Below are 25,713 nucleotides of genomic sequence, written 5' to 3' on the forward strand. Positions count from 1 at the left end.
AGACATCCAGTCCTTTATGCTGTGGGGTTAGATTTTTGAGACAACTTGATCAAGTTGTTGTGTGAGCGTCCGGACAGCAACAACTTGACCGCTAAGCTCTTTGCCATATTGAGCCACAATCTCGGCAATGGATTTTGTATTCACTACACCATTCGCCACTTCGCTACTCGCTTCATCAAGTTCTTTTAGCGCTGTCATTTGCGTTGCCATAATGCTTGATAAACTTTGTACGTCATGAGATATCGTCGTCACTTGCTGAATAATAGTGTTCATCCTCTCGGTGCTTGACGTCACCACGTCTTGACCATGCTTCACTTCTTGCTCACTACGATCAAGTAAGTGTCGAATCTCAATAGCGGACTGGCTGCTCTTCGCAGATAGCTCTCGTACTTGCTCGGCAACCACAGCAAAACCTCTGCCCTGCTCTCCTGCTCGCGCCGCTTCGATTGCCGCATTTAAAGCCAGCAAGTTAGTTTGCTCTGCGACAGAGGTAATCAAGTCTGCCACTTTCATGATTTCTTCATGGCTAGTAATGATCTGGCTGATGGCTTGAGTAGAATCTTCTAGCAGTTCAGAGCTTTTCTCTGCTTGTTGATGAACGTCTTCACTCTTCTCGCGCAGCTCTTCCACAAACTTGCTCGACTCTTCAATCCCTGTGGCCATGTGATGTACTTGTTGGCTCATTTGCTCTGCCGCACTTGCTTGAGATTCACTATTCACGTTGAGTGCATTGACTTGCTCATCCAACTGCGACGATTGCTCATCAAGCGCTTGCGAAACAGATTTCAGCTCTATCGAATTTAAATTAGCTTGTTCCAATACTTCAGCCAGATGCAGTTCGCCTTCTGTTGCTTTTTTGGCGACTTGCTCACTCTCGACTTTTGCTGCTTCGGCATTTTCAATCGCATCATCACGTTGCTTAGCAGTAAATGCCTGAGCGATACAAATCACCACCAGCGGCAATACGGTACCAGACCAAATTTCTAATCTCTGAGAAGCTTCCGATAATACCAGTTGAGGAAACTCAAAACCCGAAACATGCTGATGTGTCATTAAGGCGGAAATGGCAATCACCACGCCACTCCAAGCAATAGCGATAAGACGAGTGCCAGATAAGAAGAAAGCGACAACCAACAAAGGCACCCAATAAGTTTGAGTTGAATCAACCACACCACCACTTTGATAAATGATATTGAGAGCATGCACCGACATCCCGACAAAACCAAGGTTCAGTGATAACGCAGGTTGCTTAAACCATTTGAGACTAGAAGCGGAAAGAAGCTCAAGAGTAATCAGAATGACAGAAGTTAAGATCAAGCTTTCGTGTCCATGCTTGAACCACTTAATTAAGCTATAAATTCCGACCAGAAAAGCGATGAAGGTAAATAAAGAGAGGATGTCAGCTTGACGTTGTTGCGTTCTCGTCCATTGAGGTTGGCGCGGCATAAATACACTGCGCCACAGCGTGGCTGGATTCATGTCAATCTTCCTTGATTGATTTCTTATTAGACATCCGACCACTATAGTTTTGCAACATTTTTACAACAAATTTATTCCTTAAATCTGTCTGAGGTGTCTCATTTTTAGTACGGTGAGAGTCTAGCGATAACGCCCTTTTCTCGCACTGCTTGCTTTACCTGCGAGCGCAACCAAGGTCTTGTTCGTATTGGCATGACAAATTGCCACACCGAGTGCATCCGCGGCATCGGCTTGAGGCTTCGCAGGTAATTTTAACATGTGCTGCACCATGTGCTGAACTTGCACTTTGTCTGCACCACCAGTCCCCACTACAGCTTGCTTAATTAGACGTGCAGCATACTCATACACAGGAAGATCCGCATTCACCGCCGCAACAATCGCACTACCGCGAGCCTGCCCTAGCTTTAGAGCAGAATCGGCATTTTTCGCCATGAACACTTGCTCAATTGCAAATACGTCTGGTTGAAACTGGGTGATGATTTCCGTAACGCCAGCATAGATTTGCTTAAGCCGACCTGGCAATTCTTTTTCTGAGGTACGAATACACCCACTGCCAAGATATTGCAGATGACGGCCTTGCTGGCGAATAACGCCGTAACCGGTGATACGAGAACCTGGGTCAATACCCAAAATAATTGACATGAAGCGTCCTAAATAACTCGCTATTTTTATTGGAATCTAAACCCAAGCATTCTTAAGTCGTTTGGATATATCCCATTAAAACAAAAACTCCCGCAGGTGCGGGAGTTTTTTCTTTAATTGTTGTGCGCTTATTCTGCGTCTTTTGCTTTCGCTGCAGTTACCGCAATCGCTAGTTCTTCTAGAGCCGCTGGGTTTGCAATGCTTGGAGCATCTGTTAGCAAACACGCCGCTGCTGTTGTTTTCGGGAACGCGATAACATCACGGATGTTCTCAGTACCACATAGCAGCATTACTAGACGGTCTAGACCGAATGCAAGACCAGCGTGTGGAGGCGTACCGAATTTTAGAGCGTCCAATAGGAAGCCGAATTTCAATTGTTGCTCTTCTGCATCGATACCTAGGATATCGAATACCGCAGCTTGCATTTCTGCGTTGTGGATACGTACAGAACCACCGCCCACTTCGTAGCCGTTAAGAACCATATCGTATGCGTTTGAGTTCGCTACTGCTGGGTTCGCTTTTAGCTCTTCCGCTGTCACACCTAGAGGTGATGTGAATGGGTGGTGCATCGCGTGTAGGTTGCCTTCGTCGTCTTCCTCGAACATTGGGAAGTCAACAACCCATAGAGGAGCCCAAGTGCCTTCTTTAGTCAGACCTAGGTCTTTACCTAGTTTAAGACGAAGTGCGCCTAGTGCTTCAGCAACGATGTTAGCTTTATCTGCACCAAATAGAATGATGTCGCCAGATTCCGCTTGAGTGCGATCTAGGATACCGTTGATCACGTCTTCGCTTAGGAATTTAGCTACAGGAGATTGGATACCTTCCACACCTGCCGCACGGTCGTTCACCTTCATCCATGCTAGACCTTTTGCACCGTAGATACCTACGAACTCTGCATAGCCGTCGATTTGCTTACGAGTTAACTCTGCACCGCCTGGTACACGGATAACTGCAACGCGGCCTTTTTCGTCGTTCGCTGGACCAGAGAATACTTTGAACTCAACGTCTTTTACTAGGTCTGCAACGTCTACTAGCTCTAGTGGGTTACGTAGGTCTGGCTTATCAGAACCGAAACGACGAATCGCTTCGCTAAATGGCATTACTGGGAATTCACCTAGGTCAACGTTCAGTAGCTCTTGCCACATTTCACGAACCATTTTTTCAGTTACTTCACGAACTTGATCAGCAGTCATGAATGACGTTTCGATATCGATCTGAGTGAATTCTGGTTGACGGTCGGCACGCAAGTCTTCATCACGGAAACACTTAACGATTTGGTAGTAACGGTCAAAACCAGACATCATTAGAAGCTGTTTGAATAGCTGTGGAGACTGAGGAAGCGCGTAGAAGCTGCCTTTGTGAACACGGCTAGGTACTAGGTAGTCACGCGCGCCTTCTGGTGTCGCTTTGGTTAGTACTGGTGTTTCGATGTCTAGGAAACCGTTGTCATCTAGGAAACGACGAACAAAGCTAGACGCTTTAGCACGTAGCTTGATACGGTCGCTCATTTCTGGACGACGTAGATCTAGGTAACGGTACTTCAGACGTTGCTCTTCTGAGTTCTTTTGGTTGAAGTCTAGAGGCAGAACGTCACTGCGGTTGATGATTTCAAGACCTTTCGCAAGGATCTCAACTTCACCTGTTGCCATGTCTTTGTTTACTTGGCTTTCTGGACGAACGCGAACTTCACCCGTCAATTTGATACAGAATTCATTACGAAGTGTGTTAGCCACTTCATACGCATCCGCCATATCTGGATCTACAACTACCTGAACGATGCCTTCACGATCTCGCATATCAATGAAAATAAGACCGCCTAAATCACGACGACGGTTAACCCAGCCGCAAAGTTCTACAGTTTGTCCTGCAAGGGACTTGTTCAGGTGACCACAGTAATGGGTACGCATAATGAAATTCCCAATCTCTCAAATATTGTTAACTACGCTCTGTCAGCCTCATTGCCGAGCAGAGTAAAGATTCCGTTATACGCTGAAAGTCTATGAAAATCGACTACTCAACATACAATTAAGTGTGTTTTATCATTCCCTGGTGGTTTTTAGTACAACAAATGTTCAAAAGCCCACCAAAGCGAAAAAATTGGTGGGGATTATAGCGCTAAATTACCTATTTCAGCAAAACTCTCGTAAAGTGCGTACAGGAGATACAAACAATAAAGAATGATGGATAATTTACCCCTTCGACTTGGTTTAACCATGTGGTCTCACAACCAATGGCAACAAAGCTTTTACGGTAGTGGAACTAAACCTGCTGAGCGTTTAGAAAAATACGCTCAGGTATTTCATACTGTGGAAGGAAATACCACCTTTTACGCCACGCCGACACACAACACGGTGCAAAATTGGAAAGCGGCAACGCACGACGATTTTAAGTTTACGTTTAAGCTCCCTAAGGCTATCACTCATGAACAAATGCTCAGAGGCAGTGACGAACAGTTACGAGACTTCATGAAAATCATGGAACCTCTTCATGAACGTGTTGGCCAGTGGACGATCCAATTGCCTGCGGCGTTTGGCCCCGAACATCTCGATAGATTGAAAAAGTTTTGCGCCAGCTTTCCACCCAACTTTCCACTTGGCGTAGAGGTACGTCATATGGCGTTTTTCTCGAAAGGTAACGATGAACGAGCGCTCAATCAATGGTTGGTAGAAAATGGTATCGACAGAATAATCATGGACAGCCGTCCCCTGTTCTCAGCTAAGACGAGCGCTGCCAAGCCAAATAACGAAGCCATAATCAATGCACAGATGAAAAAACCTAAAGTTCCGGTTCATGCCATTGCGACTGCATCACACCCCATGGTTCGCTTTATTGGTCATCCCGAAGAGCAACAGAATTATGACTTTTTCAATCCCTGGTTAAGTAAACTGCCACAATGGATTGAAGAAGGTAAGCAACCGTACGTGATGATCCACACCGCCGATAATATTATCGCTCCCGAACTGGCGGCTAATCTATATAGGAACTTACAAAAGCACATTACACTCCCTGATTTAGCCCCCTTCCCTGCCAATGATGGCAACTCGCAGTTACAGATGTTCTAACAATAATTTGCTCAACGCATGACAGAGGCGCGAATTTCTCATAAAATACGCGCCTTTTTTGATGCCTGACGTTTTTGAAGACTAGACTAACTGGTTTTTTGAAGACGAATCGCCCCGTCAGCTTGTTATGCAGAGATTTGGTTATGAACCCTAAGAGCAATCCAGATACTATTTTTTCGGCTCCAATCGATAAAATTGGGGATTTCACGTTCGATGAACGCGTAGCGGAAGTTTTTCCTGACATGATTCAGCGATCAGTGCCGGGTTACAGCAACATCATTTCTGCAATCGGTATGTTGGCAGAACGATTTGTGAAGCCTCACTCAAACATCTACGACTTAGGTTGTTCTTTGGGTGCCGCTACGCTGTCCATGCGTCGTCATATCAAACAAGAAGGCTGCAAAATTATTGCGGTAGACAACTCTCCAGCGATGGTTGAGCGTTGTAAGTTACACATCAACGCTTACCGTAGCGACACGCCAGTGACTGTGGTCGAAGCCGATATTCGTAATATCGAAATTGAAAACGCATCTGTCGTTGTATTGAACTTCACGCTCCAGTTTTTATCACCAGAAGACCGTTACGCGCTGCTTGAAAAAATCTACGCGGGCCTGCGTCCTGGTGGCATTTTGATTCTGTCAGAGAAATTCGTTTTCGAAGATGAAGTGTCGAACGAGCTACTCATTGACCTTCACCATGATTTCAAACGTGCCAACGGTTACAGCGAATTGGAAATCAGCCAGAAACGTAGCGCAATCGAAAACGTGATGCGCCCTGACTCTAAAAAAGACCACAAAGAACGTTTCGCAAAAATTGGCTTCTCTAGCTACGACGTTTGGTTCCAATGCTTTAACTTCGGTTCTATGTTCGCGATTAAGTAAGGTTCGCGGTCGAACCCAGTTCAGTTTGTACTCAAGCAGGCAAGTACTGATGCTGCCTTTGGCGGCGCTTTCACTCATTTAATTACATCATCAACTCAGCGATTAACTAACTATGTTTAACTTTGCAAATTTCTACCAATTGATTGCCCAAGACACACGTCTTCAACCTTGGCTGAATGTGTTACCACAACAGTTAACGGACTGGCAAAATGCAGAGCACGGTGACTTTGGTCGCTGGTTGAAAGCACTGAACAAGATTCCAGAAGGCTCCCCAGATCAAGTTGATATCAAGAACTCTGTAACCATCAGCAACGATACGCCTTTCCATGAAGGCGAACTGAAAAAGCTAGAAAACTTACTGCGTACTTTCCACCCTTGGCGCAAAGGTCCATATACGGTGCACGGCATTCATATCGATACCGAGTGGCGTAGCGACTGGAAATGGGATCGCGTACTTCCACACATTTCTCCACTGAAAAATCGCAGCGTGCTCGATGTGGGTTGTGGCAATGGTTACCACATGTGGCGCATGTTAGGCGAAGGTGCTCGTCTTTGCGTGGGTATCGATCCGTCTCACCTGTTCCTGATTCAGTTTGAAGCGATTCGCAAACTCATGGGCGGCGACCAACGAGCACACCTATTGCCGCTGGGTATTGAGCAACTGCCTAAACTGGAAGCGTTCGATACCGTGTTCAGCATGGGTGTTCTCTACCACCGTCGTTCTCCACTTGACCATTTGATTCAACTAAAAGATCAGTTGGTTTCTGGTGGTGAGTTAGTATTGGAAACCTTGGTAATCGAAGGCGATGAAAACGCAGTACTTGTGCCGACCTCACGCTACGCTCAAATGCGCAATGTGTACTTCTTCCCGTCTGCGAAAGCACTAAAAGTGTGGCTAGAACTGGTTGGTTTTGAAGATGTTCATATTGTGGATGAGAACGTGACTTCAGTTGATGAGCAACGCACAACAGATTGGATGACACACAACTCTCTACCAGATTACTTAGATCCAAACGATCCAAGCAAAACAGTGGAAGGCTACCCGGCACCACGCCGCGCTGTGCTGGTAGCACGTAAGCCATAATTAACTGAGATTTCTGACATTGTCTTAACTTTTTCCTGCCATTAAGACATTACCCTCTCTTCTATTCTCATCAAGGGTGCGCTTTGCATCCTTGATTATTAGCTTTTCATCACTATTCCTCACTCAATAAGAGATAGAGAAAGATTCTTACTTGTGAGCCTTTATCGATATAAGCTAAACTCTTAAAAAACAAACAACTTAATCCAATCCCAAGGTTTTCAATGTTAATACGATTGACTCCGGTTGTTGCCATCGCCTTATTATCTGGATGCACACTTACTAAAGGCGAACAGTACCACCAAGAAACGTTAGCCGCTATTCAAGCTTCAGAAGCGAATTTCAATAATCGCATAACTAACTTAGAGCTGCAGATCAGTAACCAATCAGATTACATCGACAGCCTTGAAGACCAAGTCGATAAGTTACAAGGTGATCTAAGCACCTTCCGCGAAGAGGCAATGGCAGAGGTTAAAAAACCGAAAGAGCCTATTATTGTCCAAGCGCCCGCCCCTGTTGAACCAACGCCGACTCATGACATCGTTTTAGGTTCGATCGAAAAAGTAACCATCGACTCCATCAAACAAACGTTTGATGCGCGCGTCGATACAGGTGCGGCTACATCATCTTTGAATGCAGTTGATATTGAAGAATTCGAAAGAAACGGCAAAAACTGGGTTCGTTTCCATCTTGCTGATGCAACAAAGTCAGAAGAAGAGAAAAATACATGGATCGAAGCGCCTGTTCTTCGTTATGTGAAAATTCGTCAAGTAACAAGTGAAGAACTGGAGCGTCGCGCTGTGGTCGAACTTTGGGTGCGAGTTGGAAAAATTCATGAAAAAGCGCAATTTACGTTGGCGGATCGCTCCCACATGAACCATCCTGTTTTACTAGGTAGAGAATTTATGCGCGACATCGCATTGGTTGATGTGAGCCGTACATACATTCAAACGGACGAAGATAAAAAATAATAAGGTAGATTATGACGTCAAAAATACCGTTTTACCTTTCAATCATCTTGTTGGTGGTTGCGGGCATTGCTTTGAGTGTTTTCAGACACCAAAATTACGGCGTGCCTTGGACGCCAGGCGAAACACGTCAAGTGTGGGATGTAGAGGCTCGTATCGAGTTCAATGCAAACGGGAATGAAGTGAAAGCTTCTCTTGCCGCTCCTCATACACAAAGTGGTTATACACTGATTGGCGAGTCTGCTTCTTCTTCTGGTTATGGCGTTTCCTACATTAACTCTGATTCAGGTCGCCGTGCCGAATGGTCGATTCGCCAAGCGAAAGGCCCTCAAACAATTTACTACAAAGCGCAGTTCTTAGTTGATCCACAAGCTAAAGTGGAACCACTGCCTCCTGCTGGCGATATCACGCCACCGACTTTATCCGCTCCGCAACAAGCGGCAGCAAGCGCCCTCATCGATCAAGCTATGAGCCGTTCTGCGGACAACGTGACGTTTGCACGCGAGTTAATCAAAACGCTTAACGATCCAGACAGCCAAAACTCCGCTCTATTATTGAACGATTTTGACCGCACCGATGCATTGCACAAGATTCTTCTGTCAGCAGGCGTTCAAAGTAAAATTGTTGGCGTTATCGAGCTTGAAGATGGCCGTCGTCGTCAAACCATCCAACCGATGGTGCAAGTTTGGTCTGGAAAAGATTGGGTACTGTTCTCGCCAAATTCAGAGCAGAAAGCCGTAAAACCTAACCTTCTTGTTTGGGATGAATCGAACGTTTCGTTACTTGACCTTGTGGGAGGCAAGAACAGCCAAGTTCATTTCTCCATGATCAAACAAGAAGTGACGCCTCAACAAGCGACAAACAACAAGGTTGAGGCCGATGGCCTGCTTAACTTATCAATCCACAGCTTGCCTCTAGAAGAGCAAGCGATGTTCAAGACCATCATGCTGATCCCAATAGGCGCATTGATCGTTGTGTTCCTGCGCGTGATTATTGGTCTTAAAACCTCTGGTACGTTCATGCCAGTCCTGATTGCGGTTGCGTTCGTTCAAACGCAGCTTGTGACTGGTATTGTTGGCTTCCTATTAATTGTTGGTACAGGCTTGATCATCCGAAGTTACTTATCGCGGCTCAACTTACTTCTGGTAGCAAGGATATCCGCGGTTATTATCACGGTTATTATGATCATCTCGGTGTTTACCGTCGTAGCATTCAAGATTGGTTTGACAGAAGGTCTAACAATCACCTTCTTCCCAATGATCATCTTGTCATGGACGATCGAACGTATGTCGATTCTGTGGGAGGAAGAAGGCGCGAAAGAAGTAGCAATGCAAGGTGGTGGTTCACTACTGACTGCGGTACTGGTTTACTTGGCGATGACCAACTCGTATATCCAGCACTTAACATTTAACTTTATCGGCCTACAGCTAATTGTTTTGGCGGGTATTCTATTACTAGGTACTTACACTGGTTACCGTCTAACAGAACTACGTCGTTTCAAACCGCTAGCGGAGGATTAAACGATGTTTGAACGTTACACTACGCCATCAAAACTTCGCCACAAAGGCATTATGGGCATGAACAAGCGTAACCATAGCTACATTGGTCGCTATAACGATCGCTCTAAATACCCATTGGTGGATGACAAGCTAAAAACCAAGATCATCGCTCAAGCTGCAGGGGCAACCGTCCCTGCCCTTATCGGCGTGATTCACAACCAAGCAGAAGTAAAAACCATCCACAACATGGTGAAAGATTGGCCGGGTTTTGTGATTAAGCCAGCTCAAGGCAGCGGTGGTAAAGGTATTTTGGTGGTGACATCGCATAAAGACGGTGTGTACACCAAACCTTCTGGTGCGACAATCAACAAAGAAGAAGTGGAACGCCACATCAGTAATGCACTGGCAGGGCTGTTCTCGCTCGGCGGTAAGAACGATGTTGCCGTGGTTGAGAACTTGATTAAGTTTGATGACTGCTTTGATGGTTTCAGCTACGAAGGTGTGCCAGACGTACGCATCATCGTATTTAAAGGCTACCCTGTCATGGCGATGATGCGCTGCTCAACATCAGCGTCTGATGGTAAAGCTAACCTTCACCAAGGTGCGGTCGGTGTCGGCATTGATATCGCAACAGGCAAAGCCATTCGCGCGGTGCAATTCGACCAACCAGTAACGCACCACCCAGATACGGGTAAAGATTTATCGACTCTGCAAGTGCCTCATTGGGAGCGTTTGCTAGAACTTGCGTCAAGTGCTTGGGAAATGACGGGGCTTGGTTACATGGGCACCGACATGGTTCTCGACAAAGAAGAAGGTCCGATGGTACTTGAGCTGAATGCTCGTCCTGGTTTGGCTATTCAAATCGCGAACGGAGCAGGATTGCTTCCTCGCTTGAAGCATATTGAAAGCCTCGGCACTCCAGCGGAGTACCCTAAGCCTATAGAGCGCGTAGCCTACGCGGTTGAGCAATTTGGTGTAAAACCAAAGTTCTAAACCTTACAAGCTAGCAATCAGCACATGGTTGCTAGCTTTTTCTTTCTGCCATCGTTTTCACTCTCCTTACTATCTCATTTCGCCGGTTTCATCATTTGAATCAATGATCGAGCTAACAGAATCAACATAGATCGTTTCTTTTCTACTGAGCCCATTGAGTATGATGTTTACTCCCCTTACTCAACTTAAAGAGGTTGGGCGATGCTAACAAAAGAAACAAATAATAATGAACCACAGCTTGTAGACCAGGAAACTTTTGACCAACACTTACAGCGTTTGTCTGAGCTTTCGGTTCAAGCACTTGAAGAGCTTGCTGAAATTATCGAAGCTGGAACCGATATTTCAGAGGAATAGCGCTTAGATTATTTCCAATACTCCCTGCTATTGGTCTAAGTGCTCACGAAAAGCCGAGACTGTCGTCCTACAGCCTCGGCTTATTTTATGCCCGTTACCTGCATCTCTCTGTTAATCAGATACAAAAACGCCCGCTTTAATTGCGGGCGTTTTTTATACTTCCAAGCCTATGATTCAAACTCTTCAATCATTTCTTGAACTTCACTCTTCGGTTTATCTGTTTGACCAAAGCCACGCAGACCAACAACGTGTACGTGTTCGTGATCTTTAAACACCTTACGTACCAGCTTGTAGGTTGTACCTTTCTCTGGGCTAATGTTCTCTGGCGCAGCAATCAACAGCTGCATATCCAGACGGTCACACAGTTCGAATAGCGTTGAAATCGACTTCGCATCCAGACGTGCCGCCTCGTCGAGGAACAACAAACGACATGGGATGATGTCTTTGCTGCGTAGACGACGGGATTCTTCTTCCCAGCTCTGAACAACCATCAATAGGATTGACTGACCAGTACCGATTGCCTCACCCGTTGATAGCGCCCCAGATTCCGCTTGCAGCCAACCATCAGAACCACGGTTAACTTCCACACTTAACTCTAGATAGTTACGATAATCCAGTAGCTCTTCACCCAGAACCTGAGGAGAGCGTTGACCCATATCGATGTGAGGGTTCACGCGTTGGAACAGTTTTGCCATCGCTTCTGAGAAAGTGAAACGTGGAGATTCAAACAAATCTTTATGCTGTTCTTGCTGCGAAGACAGACCATGCAATAGCACTTCATGGCTTTCACGGATCTTCACGTTTAGACGCACACCTTTCACCTGACCGAACGAGATGTTCGACAAGCCTTGGTTTAGCATGCGAATACGGTTTTGCTCACGCTGAATCGTCTTCTTGATGATGCTTGCCACAGACTCAGAGCTGATTGCCAGACGGTTTTCGCGTTGAGTTAGCTCTTCAGTCAGACGCGCTAGCTCTACTTCCATTTCTTCGATGGCTTCTACTGGGTCATCTGTGCGGATGATGTCCTGACGAATACGCTCACGAAGGTGCTGGTAAACCGCAATGTAGAACAGAACTTTACGCTCTGGACGTGCATTATCTTCAGACAAACGTAACGCATCACGTAGGTCATCATTGTTTGCAACAGCAAGACGCAGCGCACCCAACGATTTATCCGACATTGAACGCAGCTCATCGGCAGACATGTACGCCAACTCGCGCTTGTGAAGACGACGTTCAACATCGTTTTCACGTGCCAAGCGAAGTACTGAACACCAGCCCGCTTTCGCAGCAACCACGAAGGTACGCAGCTCTGCGTATTCCTTCTGAACTTTCTTCAGACGTTTCGCCAGACCTTTCATCTCTAGCTCAGTAGAGGTGATGGTACGCTCGTATTCACTCTTACGACTACGAGATGTGTGCAGACGCTCGTGCAGCTCATCACGGCGACGGATCGCACGCTCTTCTGCGCCTTCATCGGCGTTAACACCAAACTCTTGCAGTTCTTGTTTGAACTCTTGAACGGTTTCCAATTTCGCTTGGTGCGAGCTTTTCAATGATGCCAATACTTGGTTGTATTGGTTCATTTGACCTTGCGCTTGTTTCAACTCTTCACGAGAGCGTGTACGCATTTGCTCAGCCTGAACCAGCTTCGCTTTTAACTGCTCACTAAGTTCACTGCTTTGGTTAAGCAAATCAACGGAGTCTGAATAGGCAAAGTAGTGACGACGCTCAACGAGATCAGACAAGGCAAAGATCTGCTTCTTCAATTCTTGAAGTTTCTCGTCCGCGGCTTTGTATTCTGCTTCTAGCGCATCGAACTGTTCAGGGTCTGCATCAAGTGCAGAAGCAATTTTTTCAAGCTCAGCCACGGCTTTCGCGTGGTTGTTCAAGAACGCTTTCGCTTCCGACAGTTGCGCAATTTTCTCTTCCAGCTCGTCGAAACGCGCTTGCAGCGTATCGTCTTCAATCAGAGCCATGTTTGGTGCGAGCTTGTCTAACGAAGACAGAGCTTGCTTGCTAGTTTGAAGCTGAGAACGATGTTGTTGTTCTTTCGCTTCCAAATCAGCCAATACACGAGCGATTTGACCACGTTTTTCGCGAACATTTGCCAATGCTTGTTCTGGGTCAGCTTCAAACGCGACTTGAATGTGGTTAGCCACAAACTGGTTGAATGCTTGGTATAGACGCTGCATCTTTTGTGAATCGAAAGCCGCTTTTGCGTGCTTCTCAACCACTTCCTCACGTTCATTACGCAGTAGCTCTAAACGCTGTTCACGCGCCGCGCGTCCAAACAATGGAATTTCAGGGAAACGAGAGTAACGCATTTGGCGGTCGTTCATACGAACGCATACCGCACCTTCAAGTTCTTCTGCGTCAAACGAGCTGTCATCAAAGGCATCTATGTCACCTTCAATGATGTACAAATCTTCCGGACAGTCGTCTAGCTCTACCAGTTTCTCTTCGATACCCGACAAGTCAGAAACCACAATCGCGTGACGTGCCGGACCATACATCGCGCTGAAGTACGGTGCGTCGTCGATTGTAATGTCGTCGTAAATCTCAGATAGAAGCACACCGCCGAGTGTATCTGCCAAGCCTTTCAGACGAGGATCGTTTGAACCACCAGGTGATGCCAATCGTTCGATTTCGCTTTCTAGTTGCGAGCGACGCTCTGCCAGTTTGTCTTTCGCTAGAGACAACTCTTTCTCTTGTTCCAGAACAACCTGCATGTGGCTCATCACAGCATGGCGATCTTCTAACTCTACACCGCTTTGCTCACGCAATTTTTCCAACGCATCGTTCGCCGCAATCCATGTTGGTGCAATGGCTTCTAGCTTGTTGATTTCTGCCGCAGCATCTTGTTCTAGACGACGCTGTTCACTGCGTTGTTCACGCAGCTCTTCTTGCGTCATTTCTAGCGTTTCGATTTGCATCGCGTGACGTTCACGTTCTTGTTCAAACGTGATTTCGTCCGTCAGTTCAGCATGGAACTGTTTTTGATATTCCGTGACCAATTCACGAGCTTGACGCTGTTGGTTTAAGCTACGTTCGAGGTCGCGATGTTGAGCACGCCATTGTTGTTCGTTTTGTGCGATTTGCTGAGATTCACGCGCTTTCGTAATGACGATTTTCGCTTGTTCAGCCGCATCTTTACGTTCGACTTGCCCAACGATACTTTGTACGAGCTTCAGCGCAGTTTCAAATTGCTCTGCTGCTGCAGAAGACATATCCAGCTTGTGCTTAACCGATAACAGCGCGTTAGTGCTTTCTGATTCTTTGTTCTTAAGCTCAGAAACAAGTGCTTGCGCGGATTCTGCCGTCAGGCAGTCATCACCAAGTAGTTGTTTCGCTTTCTCAAGTGCCTGAACCGCTTGTTGGTATTGAAGAGCACGAGTTTGCTGAACGTCTAGTGCTTGTTGGTAGTCAGCAAGTTGCGTCTTGAGGCTGTCCACCTCTTCTTCTGCAACGGTTGCTTGCTCTTCCACCATCATCACGCGTTCTTGCGCTTCTTCAACGACCATCATCTGCTCTTCAAGACGCTCACTAAGCTCTTCAAGATCCTCTTGGTAACGTTCGATTTTCTCTTGCTGGCGCAGTGCGTTTTGCACCAATTGCAAGTGGTCAGAAGCCGCTTGATAGTCTTGCTCTAGTGCCGATTCCGATTCGATTAGAAGCTCAAGTTCTTCTTGAACGCGATTAAGCAGATTGTTTTGCTCAATCAACGTCTCGCGTGAGCCAAAGAGCTCAGAGCGCAAAGATAGAGTTTGTTCAAGCTTGTTGCGACGATCGTTAGCATGGCGCATGTAGTCAGCAGCCACGTAGTTTGTCGACTCGGTGATCAAGTGTTTGAACAAGTCACGGTCAGCCTGAGTGGTTTTGATCGCTTCTAGCGTCATGCGGTTTTCACGCAACGCCGATTCCATGTCTTGGAATGCTTTCTTCACACCACCGTTTTGTGGCAGAAGGTAATCGCGCAGTGAGCGTGTAATCGCACTTGAGATACCACCGTAAAGCGAGGCTTCGATCAAACGGTAGAATTTAGAGCGATCACTTGAGTTGCGCAGTTTCTTCGGAATCACACCGAATTCGAACATTTGCGCGTGGTAATCGACGATTGAAGAGAAGGCTTTGAATTGAACGCCTTCAAATTCCGCAATCGCATCTTTGACTTCATTGATTTGACGTACGCGCGCTTGAGTCGCCGATACGCTTTCAACCAGGATATCCGTTGGTTTCACATGGCTTGGAAGACCTTGGATAACAAACGGTTTGATATCTACTTTTTTGTCACGACCCGCGACTTGCTGCAGTTTTACTGCAAACAATAGACGTTGGTTACGTGAGTTCACTACGTCTAGCGCTGCGTAACACGCACCCGGCTGTAGCTTACCGTATAGACCTTTATCGCGAGACGATTGGCTGCTGCCCGCTTCGGTTGTGTTGCGGAAGTGCAGTAGCGTTTGGTCAGGAATCAACGCTGTGATGAACGCTGCCATCGTTGTTGATTTACCGGCACCGTTACCACCCGATAACGTCGTAACCAGACCATCGATATCAAACGTACGGGCAAAGAAGCCGTTCCAGTTGACCATGGTCAGCGATTGATATTTACCGCGTTCAATCATGCTCATGCTTCACCCTCTTCTGTCATTTCTTCTTGGGCTTGTTCTTCTTGATCTTCTTCAGACAGCAAGCTGCCTTGGCTCGGCTCTTTAGTGTGGACTACGGCTTCACCATCACGGATAAGACGCAGCTGCGCTTCACGGATGTCATCGCCCACACGAACATCAGCACCAAAACGGAATACCGCTTCGCTAATGCTGAATTTACCGGTTTCACCGATGTTGATGATCATCCCTAAACGACGTAGGCGACGAAGTGACGTACGTACTTTTTCAAACAGTTTTTCTTTGTCTAGATCCGAACCCGTTGCACGGTTCGTCACGAGTTTCATCAGCTTTTTCTCGTCTGCTAATGCAAGCAACTCGTCGTAAAGCTCTTGATTGGTGAAAATGCCTTCGTGCGCTAAGCGCTCTGGGCTTAGGTATAGGAAACACAGTACCTTACCCACCAGCATATCCAGCTCAGATAAAACACTGCGGCCAATCAATGACGTTGAACGTGGACGTAGGTAGAAAAAGCCTTCTGGCGCTTTTACCAACTCGGTGTTGTAGCGCTGGTAGAAAGAAGAAAGCTCAAGCTCGAAATCAGACAACAACGCGTGATTGTCGAGATCTTCAGTTGAAATATGACGCCCTGCTCGTAGCATGCTGTCTAGCGCTGGGAACAGAGGGTTAGAAATTGCTTTTGCCAGATTATCTGACATGTATTCATTAGTATCGGTCGATGACATTCGCTTGTACCTTTGCCCCAAATTCGTTGATTGCTTTCCAGTCAGGCTGAATCGCTTGATAATCCGATTCCGAATAACCAAGACGTACGGCTTGATCAACGATAATTCGAGCTAAATCAAAGTGATGAGTGTATGGGTGTTGTGCAAGGTAATCTCGCAGCACCACACTCAAATCGATTGGCGTGCCTTGCTCTTTATGCGCTTTTAGCATGTCACCAATGCGTTCTGATAGCTCATCATTGACTTGTTGAAATTCTTCGTATTCCACTTCCATCGGAACTTGGCCGGTTACCTCGTCATCACGCAGTACCAAAGCTTCATCACGAAGGTCGGAAAGCCTTTCTGCATCTGCAAAAGTCAGATACCAAGGCATATCAAAATAGTCTTTTATCGATTGACGCAGACGCGAGCTAAATGCACGGTTCTTATCCATATCGATAGCGGTACGGATGAACTTGTGCACGTGTCGGTCGTAGCCAATCCAGAGGTCAATCGCTTGCTGGCCCCAGCTTGTGATTCGGTCTAGCTTCATTTGCAGACCAAACAAGGCTTCTTCGATGAACTCAAGCTCAGGATCACCGTAAACAATTTCTTGAATATCTAGGATCTGAGTTTGCAGTTCATCACTCGCGGCTTGCAGCGTATCTTGAAGTTCACGCAACGTGCTTGATGTTTCTGACAGAAGTGCTTCACAGTTGTTGATCGCTTCACGCCAGTCTTTGTTTAGCAGGTCGGCAATTTGTTGTTTCACAGATTGCTGCTGCTCATCCATGACACGTTGGTTGAGGTCGATTTGATCAAAGATTTCGCCTACAGAATATTTTAAAACTCCGTACACGTTTTTCTTCCAGTGGCCCGGTGTGCCACCTTTTTGTGCCGCTTCAATCGCTTTCGCCATTTCATCCGCTACCATCGATAGCTGGATAGACAGACGCAGTCTTGAGAACTCGCGATGACGCACGTAGTAATCGGTAATTCCTATCGCTAAAGGCGACAAGCGGTAAATGCTCGCTCCGTCAGTAATTTCACTGACAAAACGGCTAATAAGACGCTGCTTGACCATCTCGTTGATGGCGTTGTTCGCACGAAAAGCGGAGGCTTCGCCAGTCTCATCAAATAGTCGAGTGACGATGGCAAATGCATCGTGCAGTTCACCTTCACCCAGTTCTTCGTCGAACCTTTCATTACTCAGTACGGCGATGGCAATCAAAAATGCCAATCGCTCTGTGGTCAGGTTCAACGAGAAATCGTGCTGCTTAACCCAGCCAACCAACTCATCGATTGGTTGCTCTGCAGCATTGAGAGTCATCTCACTCATTGTTATTCCTGTTTATCGTTCTTTTTGGCCCACACGTGAATATAGCGGCCTAATGAGAGGTATGGCTCTTGTCGACATAGTTGTTTTTCTAGCGCCAACACATCTTCAAACTCGTAATCGCCCATGTATTGCATATTACCTATGTAATCACTAAAGGAACGAATACCAGATTTGCCACAAATGCTAAAACCAGCCTCTTCTATCCAGTGATAGACATCTTCCGGTTTCAAGCCTTTTTGCGGCTGTAGTTTAAATCTTTTTCGGTGGGGCATGCCGTCTAAAATATGAGGAATGTTGCCACAAACCACGTTTTTGTAGACTAAACCATGGTGGTTATAGAACATCACTGATGCGATGCCCCCCGGCTTTACTTGTTCCAATACTGTCTCTAGCGCCGTTTTAGGATCAACGAGCCACTCCATGACAGCGTGGAACATAACGAGATCCACCTGTTCTTCCATGTGCTCCGCAATGGACTGAACAGGCGAATGAATCAGGCGATACTGCTCAAGCAAACCGTTTTTTTCAATATCCTGTTTGGCTAGTTGCAGCATTTCCGAAGATAGATCACATAACGCAACACGATGTCCGAGCTTAGCAAGCTTTTGCGACATTTGTGCTAAACCACCACCTGCATCAAGTACTTCTAGGGGTTGCTGGCTCGCATCCAATTCACTTAGAATCTGTAGAAAATCTTCCCACACAATGATTTGGCGGATCTCCCCTTTATCGGAGCCGTAAATATTTTTTGCAAATTTGTGGGCGATATCGTCGAAATTGCGGTCTTCTGTCACTTCTGCTGAGTTATCATATCGGATTGTGCCGCTATTCTGGCACAAGGAAAGCAGGAATAAAGAGGGTCACCCTCATTTTTATTATCAATTGATGTTTTTTCGGACTATTTATGTATGTTTGAGCTGAAAAAAGTAATGTCAGCCTTGCTTATGCCGCTTCCGGCATTGCTACTGATAGGCTTGTTAGGTCTTGCTCTCATTAGTTTTACCACAAAACGTAAAACTGGCTGCTTCGTTGTTCTGTTCTCTTTTGTTGGCCTTTTTCTAGTTGCCTTCCAACCTGTTTCAACCAAGCTTCTCATGCCACTTGAGCGCGAGCATAAGGCCTTTTTACCTGTGTCGGGTACCATTGACTACGTTATGGTGCTGGGTAATGGCCACGTGGTCGATGACGAAATTCCACCAACATCGCAATTAAGCCGCGCGGCGTTGATGCGATTAACGGAAGGCATTCGTATTTTGCGTATGTACCCAGGCGCAAAGCTAATTTTATCTGGTTATGATGGTGGCTCTGAGATCAGCCATGCTCGTATGATGGCAAACGTTGCTTTGGCATTAGGTGTTGCAAAATCCGACATTATTTTGTTAGAAGACGCAAAAGACACGTGGGAAGAAGCAAGACAAGCCGCCGCTTTTGTTCAACAAAAAGAGATTGTGCTGGTCACGTCAGCGAGCCACATGAGCCGTGCGCTGTACGAGTTTAACGCAGCTGGAATTAAACCCATCCCTGCTCCAACGAATTTCTTAGCGATAGACGAAGTTAGCCAACCGTGGGACAAGTATTCACCTAAAGCTCGCTACCTTGAGCAAACTGAACTGTTTTGGCATGAATACCTTGGTAGCGTTTGGCAAAGACTGCGTGACACCGTAGGACAAACGCCGATGGTGGAAGCGGAATAAACCCGATTTATAAACACAAAAAAGGAGAGCACTGGCTCTCCTTTTTCTTTACTGCTTGTCTAATGGTGATTAATCACCTGCGAACATGTAGCCTTCACCGTGAACGGTCACAAAAATTTGTGGGTTCTTAGGATCAAACTCCATCTTAGCGCGCATGCGTCGGATAAGAACATCAATCGTACGATCATTTGGAGCATCAACTCGATGACTGATCATATTCAAAATACGTTCACGACTCAGCACTTGATTCGGGTAAGACGATAACGCCACCAAAAGCTCATATTCTGCTTTGGTTAGTTTTACTGGCTCACCATTACGGCTAAGTGCTCGACGCTGAATATCGAATGTCCACTCACCAAAGCGAACAATGTGTTCATCGTTTGTTTCGCTTGCCGCTTTACTTGCTCCACTTCGCGCCGCAGAAATGCGCCACAGTAGATTTTTAACTCGAACTAGTAATTCCCTTAGTTCAAAAGGCTTTGTCACATAATCGTCTGCGCCCATCTCTAGGCCGACGATTTTGTCGATGCTATCCGTGCGTCCTGTTACCAATATGATGCCGATGTCTGATTGACTGCGTAGCTCACGCGTAAGCATTAGGCCGTCTTCGCCCGGCAAGTTAATATCCAACATAATAAGGTCGACATCACCGCCTTGCAGAACTTCGCGCATCTCCGCGCCACTTTCTGCTTCGCTAACTTTGTAACCTTCATTTTGGAAATATCCCGCAAGCTTACTACGAGTTACAACATCATCTTCTACGACTAATACGTGATAGCTCATTTACACCACTTTCTGTCTTCTTATTATCCAAGACGTATTCTATTCATAACTAGTAACATTTCTAGTCATAGATACATTAAAAAGCAAGATTTAGCGTTTTTATTGATTCAAAACAAGCTTGCCCATCACCGTTAATAAGTGCACACAATTCAACATAATCAACAATAATTATAGTTACTGCTATTCATCTTATTTGATTACACTTAGGGGATATCCCTAATTGACTTTATGATGCAATACTCGAAGCATCCTTCAGGAGCCAAAAATGCAAGAAGTGAAAGCTTTTAATGAAAAGCGTGCTGAAATTTACTGGTGGTTTTCGAGCTTATTCGCTAAAGAACTCAGCGAAAAAGAACTAGAAACCTACCACAGTGTTGAAATTCGCAGTTTTTTAGCGGGCTTAGGTGAGAACGAATCACTCAAGCCAGCCGTTGATAGCCTAGTTGATGCCCTAAACCGACTCCAAGACCGCAATGATGCTCAACTAGAACTTGCAGCAGATTTTTGCGAGCTGTTCTTAAAAACAGATAAGTATGGGGCACTGCCGTACGCTTCTATGTACATTGGTGAATCAGGCTTGCTTAATGACAAACCTGCAGAAGAAATGGAAAAACTGATGGCAGATTTTGGGGTTCAGGTAGACGAAAACCTCAAAGAACCAGCAGACCATCTTGCTGTCGAATTGGACTTTTTGGGCAACATGATCATTCGCTCAAATGAGTTAGAGCAAGAAAAACATATGGAAGAGGCTTTCGTTAAACAAAATGACTTCATCCAAAATCAACTCATGTCTTGGTTGCCAAAATTTGCTGAAAAATGTAAGCAATTTGATGAATTTGGCTTCTACTTAAGCGTTGCGCAACTATTAATTGCATTTTGTAAACTGGACAGCGCTTACCTTCTTGGTGAATAATCACCGCCTATTTTAGGGAGCCTGCCTGTCGGGCTCCCTATTTTATTCGCTTGCTTTTAATCTGGCTCAAAGACGTTCGTTCATTTAGCAGTCAAAATGTGACTTCAAATACACAAAACTCTTGCTGAAAATATTGCCAGTCAGCCCACATAGGGCTAAAATGTGAACGCAAACGATTAAATATGATTTATATGTAAACCGCTGAAATATAGCGGTTTTTGTTTTTTATTAATAGGTTGATAACCACTTCCTCATATTTAGTAGGAAGCCGAGTACCTTCAACCAAGTTGCTACAAATCTTTTTATACCGATTTCGGTACAACCGCTGCCTACTAGAATAGACACTACTGTTGTTGTGGTGTTTAGTTTGCGCAAAAAACTAAGCGTATGGTTGTATTCACTACGGTATTAAGTAGCTCGATACAGGACATCATTTATGGCCACTATAAAAGACGTTGCTCGCTTAGCCGGCGTTTCTACCACGACAGTTTCGCACGTTATTAATAAGACACGTTTTGTTGCAGAAGCAACCCAAGAAAAAGTAATGAAAGCGGTTGATGAGCTTAACTACGCACCAAGCGCAGTTGCTCGTAGTTTAAAATGCAACTCAACTCGTACTATTGGTATGTTGGTAACACAGTCAACTAACCTATTCTTCTCTGAAGTGATCGACGGTGTAGAAAGTTACTGCTACCGTCAAGGTTACACATTGATCTTGTGTAATACCGGCGGCATCTACGAGAAACAGCGCGACTACATCCGCATGCTTGCTGAGAAACGTGTAGATGGCATTTTGGTGATGTGTTCAGATCTAACCGAAGAACTAAAAGAGATGCTAGATCGTCACTCAGACATCCCGAAAGTTGTGATGGATTGGGGCCCAGAGAGTTCTCGTGCGGACAAGATCATCGATAACTCTGAAGAAGGTGGCTACCTAGCAACTAAATACCTTATCGATAACGGCCATACTGACATCGCCTGCCTGAGTGGTCACTTTGAGAAACTTGCTTGCCAAGAGCGTATCGCTGGTTTTCGTCGTGCCATGGCTGAAGCAAAACTGCCAATCAATGAAGATTGGATTCTTGAAGGTAACTTTGAATGTGATACTGCGGTACTGGTTGCAGACAAGATCACCGCGATGGAAAAACGCCCTACTGCAGTATTCTGTTTTAACGACACCATGGCACTTGGCTTAATGAGCCGTCTGCAACAAAACGGCATCAAGGTTCCAGATGACGTTTCTGTTATCGGTTACGACAACATTGAACTTGCAGAGTACTTCTCACCACCACTAACAACGATTCACCAACCTAAACGTCGTGTGGGTAAAAATGCGTTTGAGATCCTACTTGAACGCATTAAAGATAAAGAACACGAAAAGCGTGTGTTCGAGATGCAACCAGAGATTGTTATCCGCAACACCGTTAAGAAACTTAATTAAATGAACACAAGCGCCCTTAGGGGCGCTTTTTTTATTAAAAAAATAACACTTCCCGCACACTTTGCCTCATTCTTAAAAACAATAACTTCCATAAGTTACTGTTTTCTTTACATGTGAATTATTAATTCCCGCTTCTTTTCAAACATTAAATACAATTCTCAATTATGAGTACCCATGCACAAAATGGCATTATTTATTGAATCAAGATCACGTTTTAAAATCTAAAGTGTGATGTTAATTCAATATACGAAGTATCCTCATCTGGTCACGCACAGGGCAAACCATCCGAAAGGGTGGGACGCAAAGCCTCCGGCCTGAACCATAGTAGTATATGGAAGGTAGCGGGGTTACCGATGGCAAGTGTGCAACCAATGTCTTTACCCTTTAATGACATTGCCTTTGCGCACGTTTGCTACTCTCTCGGACCTGACTTTTGGTGGCGTAATATTAATTACACCGAGATAACAAAACATGGATAAACCGATACTCAAAGACTCTATGAAGCTATTTGAGGCACTTGGTACTATCAAGTCGCGCTCAATGTTTGGTGGCTTCGGACTTTTCGCTGATGAAACGATGTTTGCACTAGTGGTAAACAACCAGCTTCATATACGAGCAGACCAACAAACTTCATCTGACTTCGAGACACAGGGTCTAAAGCCTTACGTTTATAAAAAACGTGGCTTCCCAGTCGTTACTAAGTACTACGCTATTTCCAGCGAACTATGGGAATCTAGCGATCGCTTAATTGAAGTAGCGAAAAAATCCTTAGAAAACGCCAAACTTGAGAAAGAACAACAAGCGAGCACTAAGCCTAATCGCTTGAAAGATCTGCCGAATCTGAGATTGGCTACAGAAAGAATGCTTAAGAAAGCGGGTATTGATTCTGTTGCTCAACTTGAAGAAGAAGGCGCACTAAGTGCTTATAAAGCGATCAGAGACACGCACTCCACCACAGTTAGCCTTGAGCTACTTTGGGCCTTAGAAGGTGCTATTAACGGCACACACTGGAGTGTAGTTCCCCAGTCTCGTCGTGAAGAATTAATGAATGGCCTTTCGTAACAGAAGTCTGCTCTAATCTATCGACTAAAGCCGCAGTGTGAACTGCGGTTTTTTTATGAAATTTTTATAGCTCCCCTCGTGTCTACTCCTTTGTAAATCCCAAAACACCCGTATCTTCAGCGCCACGACTTAGTTTCGATAACGAGATTGTTAAAACAATATTCAGTATGAATACTTTAAGCGGTAGCCTAGATATAGAAACGGAGCACACATGAATAAAAAACTTATCTTTGGACTGATACTTGTTGCCACCATTCTTTTGTTAGGCGCTAATTTTGGTCAATACCTAACGCTTGAAAACGCAAAAGCGCAGCAAGAAGCGCTCAATTCATTCATCGAAACCAACATCGTCTATGCCGCCACGGTGTATTTTTTAGCGTATGTTGCGATTACCGCATTTTCTATTCCCGGAGCAGCAGTGGTTACTTTGCTAGGCGCAGCTTTGTTTGGGTTTTGGTTTAGCTTACTTTTGGTTTCTTTTGCCAGTACGATCGGTGCGACCTTAGCTTTCTTGAGTAGCCGATATTTGCTTAGGGATTGGGTTCAATCGAGATTTGGGGAAAAGCTTGTTGCGATTAACCAAGGAGTAAAAAAGGATGGCGCGTTTTATCTGTTTTCTTTGCGCTTAATTCCAGTGTTCCCATTTTTCCTCATCAACCTACTGATGGGATTAACACCTATGAGCATTGCGCGCTTTTATTTAACCAGTCAAATAGGCATGCTCCCTGGTACTGCCGTTTACCTTAACGCTGGTACTCAGTTAGCAACCATTGATAGCCTTTCTGGTATCGTATCCCCGACTGTATTAGCATCTTTTGCTTTGCTGGGGCTGTTTCCAATACTCGTAAAATGGGTTATGAATAAGGTCAGGCCAACCCCTACTCAGCCAAATGGCAGTATTTGATGAAAATCTTTATCGCGAAAAATCCAGCAGAAGCGCACATCGTATGTGAACTATTAAAAACTGAAGATATATGCTGTGAGGTGCGTGGCGAAGGACTTTTTGGTCTGAAAGGTGAGCTTCCTTTTGGCGATGATACTGATCCTTATGTTTGGCTATTAGATCCAGAACAACAATTGAAAGCTCACGCAATTATTGAAGCATTTAGGCAGCAGTCACAAAGCAACATATATGAAGACTGGCAATGTCCTCATTGTCTTGAACACAACGAAGGACAGTTTGGTGCGTGTTGGCAATGTGGATATCAAATTGGGGAGCCATAATCACTCCCCTATTCTCGCATTTTAGGTGTCTATCTTGATGGCTAGGCGACGATACTTTGTTGCTTTATAAATTCGATAGAGTGTTGGTTAAAATCTTCAGGACGCTCTACATTGCAAACATGACCGCAGTTTGGAATTTCACGCAAGATACTGAGCTTATGCGCTGCAACCATCTCTTTCACCGGTTGGATGAACATATAGTCTCTATCACCCATCAAATACAATGTCGGTATGGGTAACTCTCTGTCTTTGAAGTACTTCATCAATGGGTTTACATCCGCGGCAAGAATAAACCAGCGTTTAAATTCTTTTTGGCACAGCTTCTTTGCTTCTCGAATAAACAAATGCCTTGATTCACGCTGACTTCGTTGCGGCATCACAATGTAGGCAAACAGTTTATACAACCACATATAAGGCAAGATATGTTTACAGAAATTACCCAACTTAACCAAAATCTGCGAACGCGTATTCAAGCGTGTCACCGCACCGCCTAAAACCATCGAACGAACTCTTTCAGAAGACAACTCCGCTAAGTTTCGAACAATGATCGTACCCAACGACATGCCAACAAAGTGCGCCGACTGGATTTTTAGGTGATCCAGCACTTTTAATATATCTTGCGTCACTTCCGTGAAGGTGTAACGACTAGTTATCAACTCTTTCAAAAGCTGATTGGATTTTCCATGTCCTCGTAAGTCGATCAGCAACAAATTAAAGTGCTGCTTATATGCTTTAATTTGTTTAAACCATATCGAAGAACTGCCACCAGCACCATGCACGAAAACAACCCACTCATTACTAGTAGGATGCAAATAGGTTTTGTGAAAAAGCAGTGGCTGAGTCATGAGTCAGTATAAGTAAGATTCTTTGTGATAGAGAGTGACAGAATCCTATCACACTCCGTAAAACCAAGGTAATAAAGGCACCTCAATAGGTGCCTTTGGTTACACTTTTTATCAA

General features: G+C 45.2%; 22 protein-coding genes and 1 riboswitch. Of the genes, 13 read left to right on the forward strand and 9 right to left on the reverse strand.

Going from position 1 to position 25,713, the window contains the following annotated elements:
• Positions 1-27: 27 nt before the first annotated feature.
• From ACF8EG_RS10175 to aspS, 3 genes are all read right to left on the reverse strand, one after another.
• Positions 28-1,479 carry a methyl-accepting chemotaxis protein gene (locus ACF8EG_RS10175; protein WP_025611103.1) on the reverse strand — a complete coding sequence of 484 codons (1,452 nt, stop codon included), beginning with the start codon at positions 1,477-1,479 and terminating at the stop codon, positions 28-30.
• 120 nt (positions 1,480-1,599) lie between these two features.
• Positions 1,600-2,121 (reverse strand): crossover junction endodeoxyribonuclease RuvC, encoded by a 522-nt coding sequence (ruvC, locus tag ACF8EG_RS10180; RefSeq protein WP_005457261.1) that lies wholly within the window; start codon positions 2,119-2,121, stop codon positions 1,600-1,602.
• A 128-nt stretch (positions 2,122-2,249) separates the two neighbouring features.
• Complete coding sequence (aspS, locus tag ACF8EG_RS10185; RefSeq protein WP_005483110.1) at positions 2,250-4,028, reverse strand: aspartate--tRNA ligase; 1,779 nt, start codon at positions 4,026-4,028, stop codon at positions 2,250-2,252.
• Between the two features lie 273 nt (positions 4,029-4,301).
• On the opposite strand from aspS, the gene ACF8EG_RS10190 reads away from it, so the two are divergent.
• The 7 genes from ACF8EG_RS10190 to ACF8EG_RS10220 all read left to right on the forward strand — a co-directional run bounded on the left by ACF8EG_RS10190 (position 4,302) and on the right by ACF8EG_RS10220 (position 10,959).
• Complete coding sequence (locus ACF8EG_RS10190; RefSeq protein WP_069505376.1) at positions 4,302-5,183, forward strand: DUF72 domain-containing protein; 882 nt, start codon at positions 4,302-4,304, stop codon at positions 5,181-5,183.
• 143 nt (positions 5,184-5,326) lie between these two features.
• Entirely contained in the window at positions 5,327-6,064 is a 738-nt protein-coding gene (gene cmoA / locus ACF8EG_RS10195) for a carboxy-S-adenosyl-L-methionine synthase CmoA (RefSeq protein WP_020840344.1), read from the forward strand.
• A 112-nt stretch (positions 6,065-6,176) separates the two neighbouring features.
• Positions 6,177-7,148, forward strand: a complete 972-nt coding sequence (gene cmoB, locus ACF8EG_RS10200) for a tRNA 5-methoxyuridine(34)/uridine 5-oxyacetic acid(34) synthase CmoB (RefSeq protein ID WP_005483112.1) — start codon at positions 6,177-6,179, stop codon at positions 7,146-7,148.
• 221 nt (positions 7,149-7,369) lie between these two features.
• Positions 7,370-8,116, forward strand: coding sequence for an ATP-dependent zinc protease (locus tag ACF8EG_RS10205; protein WP_025630855.1), 747 nt, complete (start codon positions 7,370-7,372; stop codon positions 8,114-8,116).
• Between the two features lie 11 nt (positions 8,117-8,127).
• Positions 8,128-9,633, forward strand: a complete 1,506-nt coding sequence (locus ACF8EG_RS10210; protein WP_005457220.1) for an inactive transglutaminase family protein — start codon at positions 8,128-8,130, stop codon at positions 9,631-9,633.
• Positions 9,634-9,636: 3 nt separating this feature from the next.
• Positions 9,637-10,605 (forward strand): alpha-L-glutamate ligase-like protein, encoded by a 969-nt coding sequence (locus ACF8EG_RS10215; protein ID WP_005457241.1) that lies wholly within the window; start codon positions 9,637-9,639, stop codon positions 10,603-10,605.
• 201 nt (positions 10,606-10,806) lie between these two features.
• Positions 10,807-10,959, forward strand: coding sequence for a hypothetical protein (locus tag ACF8EG_RS10220; RefSeq protein WP_005457235.1), 153 nt, complete (start codon positions 10,807-10,809; stop codon positions 10,957-10,959).
• A gap of 167 nt (positions 10,960-11,126) precedes the next feature.
• Here ACF8EG_RS10220 and mukB read toward each other — a convergent pair whose 3' ends face one another.
• From mukB to cmoM, 4 genes are read right to left on the reverse strand one after another with little or no spacing between them, the layout of a single operon-like run.
• Complete coding sequence (gene mukB / locus ACF8EG_RS10225) at positions 11,127-15,590, reverse strand: chromosome partition protein MukB (RefSeq protein ID WP_069505373.1); 4,464 nt, start codon at positions 15,588-15,590, stop codon at positions 11,127-11,129.
• 2 nt (positions 15,591-15,592) lie between these two features.
• Positions 15,593-16,318, reverse strand: coding sequence for a chromosome partition protein MukE (gene mukE, locus ACF8EG_RS10230; protein WP_005483111.1), 726 nt, complete (start codon positions 16,316-16,318; stop codon positions 15,593-15,595).
• Positions 16,299-17,636, reverse strand: a complete 1,338-nt coding sequence (mukF, locus tag ACF8EG_RS10235; RefSeq protein WP_005483103.1) for a chromosome partition protein MukF — start codon at positions 17,634-17,636, stop codon at positions 16,299-16,301. Before mukF ends, mukE begins: the two co-directional genes overlap by 20 nt.
• Before the next feature lie 2 nt (positions 17,637-17,638).
• Positions 17,639-18,430 carry a tRNA uridine 5-oxyacetic acid(34) methyltransferase CmoM gene (cmoM, locus tag ACF8EG_RS10240; protein WP_005495865.1) on the reverse strand — a complete coding sequence of 264 codons (792 nt, stop codon included), beginning with the start codon at positions 18,428-18,430 and terminating at the stop codon, positions 17,639-17,641.
• A gap of 114 nt (positions 18,431-18,544) precedes the next feature.
• On the opposite strand from cmoM, the gene elyC reads away from it, so the two are divergent.
• On the forward strand, positions 18,545-19,330 hold the full coding sequence (gene elyC / locus ACF8EG_RS10245) for an envelope biogenesis factor ElyC (RefSeq protein ID WP_005457224.1): 786 nt from the start codon (positions 18,545-18,547) through the stop codon (positions 19,328-19,330).
• Positions 19,331-19,399: 69 nt separating this feature from the next.
• Here elyC and torR read toward each other — a convergent pair whose 3' ends face one another.
• Entirely contained in the window at positions 19,400-20,113 is a 714-nt protein-coding gene (gene torR, locus ACF8EG_RS10250) for a two-component system response regulator TorR (protein ID WP_005457237.1), read from the reverse strand.
• 265 nt (positions 20,114-20,378) lie between these two features.
• Between torR and torD the strand changes: the two genes are divergently transcribed.
• The 5 genes from torD to ACF8EG_RS10275 all read left to right on the forward strand — a co-directional run bounded on the left by torD (position 20,379) and on the right by ACF8EG_RS10275 (position 24,753).
• Entirely contained in the window at positions 20,379-21,026 is a 648-nt protein-coding gene (gene torD / locus ACF8EG_RS10255) for a molecular chaperone TorD (RefSeq protein WP_005457256.1), read from the forward strand.
• A gap of 436 nt (positions 21,027-21,462) precedes the next feature.
• Positions 21,463-22,467: an HTH-type transcriptional repressor PurR gene (purR, locus tag ACF8EG_RS10260; RefSeq protein WP_005457245.1), complete on the forward strand. Its 1,005-nt coding sequence runs from the start codon at positions 21,463-21,465 to the stop codon at positions 22,465-22,467.
• A 265-nt stretch (positions 22,468-22,732) separates the two neighbouring features.
• A riboswitch (cyclic di-GMP riboswitch) is annotated at positions 22,733-22,822 on the forward strand.
• Between the two features lie 116 nt (positions 22,823-22,938).
• A complete protein-coding gene (locus tag ACF8EG_RS10265) occupies positions 22,939-23,529 on the forward strand; it encodes a TfoX/Sxy family DNA transformation protein (protein WP_005457243.1) in 591 nt (196 codons plus the stop codon).
• A gap of 211 nt (positions 23,530-23,740) precedes the next feature.
• Entirely contained in the window at positions 23,741-24,433 is a 693-nt protein-coding gene (locus ACF8EG_RS10270; RefSeq protein WP_020840339.1) for a TVP38/TMEM64 family protein, read from the forward strand.
• A complete protein-coding gene (locus ACF8EG_RS10275; protein WP_021485379.1) occupies positions 24,433-24,753 on the forward strand; it encodes a putative signal transducing protein in 321 nt (106 codons plus the stop codon). The genes ACF8EG_RS10270 and ACF8EG_RS10275 overlap by 1 nt, the downstream gene beginning before the upstream one ends.
• Before the next feature lie 41 nt (positions 24,754-24,794).
• Here the strand turns inward: ACF8EG_RS10275 and ACF8EG_RS10280 are convergent, their stop codons facing one another.
• Positions 24,795-25,598, reverse strand: a complete 804-nt coding sequence (locus tag ACF8EG_RS10280; protein ID WP_005495870.1) for an alpha/beta fold hydrolase — start codon at positions 25,596-25,598, stop codon at positions 24,795-24,797.
• Between the last annotated feature and the right edge of the window lie 115 nt (positions 25,599-25,713).

It is taken from the genome of Vibrio sp. YQ_11, assembly GCF_043103065.1.
GTDB lineage: Bacteria > Pseudomonadota > Gammaproteobacteria > Enterobacterales > Vibrionaceae > Vibrio > Vibrio parahaemolyticus.

Bases quoted from the DNA above. Each gene is read 5' to 3' on its own strand.
- cmoB (WP_005483112.1), top strand. From the start codon at position 6,177: ATGTTTAACTTTGCAAATTTCTACCAATTGATTGCCCAAGACACACGT.
- torR (WP_005457237.1), bottom strand. From the start codon at position 20,113: ATGAGCTATCACGTATTAGTCGTAGAAGATGATGTTGTAACTCGTAGT.
- ACF8EG_RS10175 (WP_025611103.1), bottom strand. From the start codon at position 1,479: ATGAATCCAGCCACGCTGTGGCGCAGTGTATTTATGCCGCGCCAACCT.
- mukE (WP_005483111.1), bottom strand. From the start codon at position 16,318: ATGTCATCGACCGATACTAATGAATACATGTCAGATAATCTGGCAAAA.
- purR (WP_005457245.1), top strand. From the start codon at position 21,463: ATGGCCACTATAAAAGACGTTGCTCGCTTAGCCGGCGTTTCTACCACG.
- cmoA (WP_020840344.1), top strand. From the start codon at position 5,327: ATGAACCCTAAGAGCAATCCAGATACTATTTTTTCGGCTCCAATCGAT.
- ACF8EG_RS10205 (WP_025630855.1), top strand. From the start codon at position 7,370: ATGTTAATACGATTGACTCCGGTTGTTGCCATCGCCTTATTATCTGGA.
- mukF (WP_005483103.1), bottom strand. From the start codon at position 17,636: ATGAGTGAGATGACTCTCAATGCTGCAGAGCAACCAATCGATGAGTTG.
- ACF8EG_RS10215 (WP_005457241.1), top strand. From the start codon at position 9,637: ATGTTTGAACGTTACACTACGCCATCAAAACTTCGCCACAAAGGCATT.
- ACF8EG_RS10280 (WP_005495870.1), bottom strand. From the start codon at position 25,598: ATGACTCAGCCACTGCTTTTTCACAAAACCTATTTGCATCCTACTAGT.
- ruvC (WP_005457261.1), bottom strand. From the start codon at position 2,121: ATGTCAATTATTTTGGGTATTGACCCAGGTTCTCGTATCACCGGTTAC.
- ACF8EG_RS10220 (WP_005457235.1), top strand. From the start codon at position 10,807: ATGCTAACAAAAGAAACAAATAATAATGAACCACAGCTTGTAGACCAG.
- torD (WP_005457256.1), top strand. From the start codon at position 20,379: ATGCAAGAAGTGAAAGCTTTTAATGAAAAGCGTGCTGAAATTTACTGG.
- aspS (WP_005483110.1), bottom strand. From the start codon at position 4,028: ATGCGTACCCATTACTGTGGTCACCTGAACAAGTCCCTTGCAGGACAA.
- ACF8EG_RS10210 (WP_005457220.1), top strand. From the start codon at position 8,128: ATGACGTCAAAAATACCGTTTTACCTTTCAATCATCTTGTTGGTGGTT.
- ACF8EG_RS10190 (WP_069505376.1), top strand. From the start codon at position 4,302: ATGGATAATTTACCCCTTCGACTTGGTTTAACCATGTGGTCTCACAAC.
- elyC (WP_005457224.1), top strand. From the start codon at position 18,545: ATGTTTGAGCTGAAAAAAGTAATGTCAGCCTTGCTTATGCCGCTTCCG.
- ACF8EG_RS10275 (WP_021485379.1), top strand. From the start codon at position 24,433: ATGAAAATCTTTATCGCGAAAAATCCAGCAGAAGCGCACATCGTATGT.
- mukB (WP_069505373.1), bottom strand. From the start codon at position 15,590: ATGATTGAACGCGGTAAATATCAATCGCTGACCATGGTCAACTGGAAC.
- ACF8EG_RS10265 (WP_005457243.1), top strand. From the start codon at position 22,939: ATGGATAAACCGATACTCAAAGACTCTATGAAGCTATTTGAGGCACTT.
- ACF8EG_RS10270 (WP_020840339.1), top strand. From the start codon at position 23,741: ATGAATAAAAAACTTATCTTTGGACTGATACTTGTTGCCACCATTCTT.